Below are 2,179 nucleotides of genomic sequence, written 5' to 3'. Positions count from 1 at the left end.
CTGCCCCTCGGTCAGCGTGACCGGCCTCCTGGCGTCGAACCCCGGACGCAACTCGGCGCGAAACGCCCCCGCCTCCGGTGGCGCCCCGCCTACCGCCGACGGCGCCTCGCCTGTCGCCGGCGGCGCCTCGCCTGCCGCCGGTGCAGGCACGGCAACCGACGCTAAATCCTGCAGCAGGTCGTCCGCTTCATCCGGCTGCTTGCGGCCGGTATCGTTGTCCTCGATGATCCTCCTGATGGAAGCCAGTATCTCCTCCATGGAAGGTTCGCGCTGTACGCTGCTTGCTGTCGCCATCGTCACATCCGCCGCCCTTGTGACTCGTTGCAGATTTCCAGTCCGGCCAAAGCCGGATTCGAATCATGGCAACAGCGTAACCGACGGATCGCCTTACGAGAATCCCCAATCTGAGGGCGCGTTGGATTTCAACAGATTAGAGCCCGCGCGTTCCTTTGAACGGCGGGCTCTAATGCCTTGAAACTGGACGGAATTGAAACTGGTGGAGCGATCAGCGGCCGTCTGGCGTGCGCAGGCCGATCCACTTGTCCTTGACCGCATTGTAATGCTCTTCGGGTCTGTATTTCGTCACCTGAAGGGCGAGACGATCGACCGAAAGACGACCTATCGCCGAGAGGATGGCATAGCTCGCCACCACCAAATCGCGTTCGGAACTGGCCTGGTTGATCTTGGCGGTGATGAGCGTGGCTTGGGCGTTGAGAACGTCGAGCGTGGTGCGCTGGCCGACATTGCGCTCCTCGATGACGCCGCTCAAGGCAAGCTGCGCGGCGGCGATCACCTGCCTGTTGGCCACCACGGTTTGCTGCGCGGCGATATATTGCGTCCATGCCGAGGTCACGGCTTGCCGTACGGTGTCGCGGCTTACATCGACCTCGATCCGGGCCTGGCTGAGCGATTCCTTATTCTGACGCACTATCGCCGACGTGCGCCCGCCCGAATAGATCGGTATTGTCAACGTGGCACCGATGCTGGCCGAATTGGTTGTGCCATCCTGCCCCGTATCGGCAGAGCCCGGGGCCGTTCTGCGATAGGCGCTGGAAACGCCGGCGGAAGCCGAAAGCTGCGGCAGCAGCGCGCCTTCGGCCGATTTCACCCCAAACGCCGCCGCGTCGACCAGATGCTGGGTGGCGAGGATGGCCGGGTGCTCGCTGGATGCAATCGCGATCGCCGCATCGAGGTTCGACGGCAACAGCTTCGACAGCGGCGAAGCGGCCCTGAGCCTGCCTGGCTCGTCGCCGACGATCTGGCGATAGGTCGCAGCGCTTGCCAGCGCCTGCGCGCGGGCGGCGGCCAGTTCCGCCACGGCAGAGGAGCGCTCGGCATCGGCCTGTGCCACGTCGGTGCGGGTGCCTTCGCCGACGTCGAAGCGCGAACGTGCGGCGCGCGCCTGCTCGGTCAGGAACTGCAGGTTCTGCTCCGTCAGCACCGCGACTTGCCGGTCGCGAATCACGTCCATGTAGGCGCTTGCCGCGTTGAACAGAATGTTCTCTTCGGTGTTGCGCAGGCTCTCGACCGATGCGCGGACCTGCGATTCGGCGGCAGCGACGTTGTTCCTGGTCTGAAAGCCGTCGAACAGAGTCTGGTCGATCTGGACGCCGAAGTTGCCAGTGGTTAACGAGATGCTTCGGTTCGACCCGGGGCCATTGATACGGGCATCGAAATGGCTTCTGGAGAAGTCGATGTCCGCAGAACCGGTGATGGTCGGGCGCCACCCCGACTTGGCGATGGCGACGCCCTCATCGGTGACACGGACGCCGGCACGAGCCGAATTGAGCTGGGAATTGTTCTGGTAGGCTTTTGAAAGTGCACCGAGAATAGTTTCCGCCGAGGCGGCCAGCGGAGAAAGCGCGGTCGCCGAAACGAGGACGGCGGCAAAAAGGCTCTTGCGTAAAGACGGCACGTTATTCCCTCATTCGTTTTGCATGGGAACCACACCGCGCCGGCTTCTCCCATTTGGGCAGCCGGCGCGGTGTGTTTCAGGTTCCCTGCTGTCAGCCCCCAAAAGAACACCCCGGTTATGCGGATCAGCAACTATTGTTCAAGCGCAAGCGAACATGACAACGCCTTTGCTGCAAGCCAAAATCATTCAGAACTCAAACGCACGAATACGTTCGAATCCCGGTAGTGGCTTAATTGCCGCATTAAATGCGCCTCTTCCGGCTAC

The 2,179-nt window shown here is 62.5% G+C and carries 1 protein-coding gene and 2 pseudogenes; all 3 read right to left on the bottom strand.

Features of this window, described 5'->3' with window-relative positions:
- Window positions 1–294: pseudogene (locus EOA86_RS40830) on the bottom strand (DUF2497 domain-containing protein); the annotation flags it as partial.
- A gap of 211 nt (window positions 295–505) precedes the next feature.
- The gene (locus EOA86_RS31800; RefSeq protein WP_128345227.1) at window positions 506–1,915 is read right to left on the bottom strand and encodes a TolC family outer membrane protein; all 1,410 of its coding nucleotides are present in this window, start codon (window positions 1,913–1,915) and stop codon (window positions 506–508) included.
- Between the two features lie 186 nt (window positions 1,916–2,101).
- Window positions 2,102–2,179, bottom strand: a pseudogene (locus EOA86_RS41595) (protein-L-isoaspartate O-methyltransferase); the annotation flags it as partial.

This window comes from Mesorhizobium sp. M5C.F.Ca.IN.020.32.2.1, from assembly GCF_004023105.1.
Taxonomy (GTDB): Bacteria; Pseudomonadota; Alphaproteobacteria; order Rhizobiales; family Rhizobiaceae; genus Mesorhizobium; species Mesorhizobium wenxiniae.
Note: the sequence above shows the minus strand (reverse complement) of the source record. Positions and strands in the feature narration are given on the sequence as shown.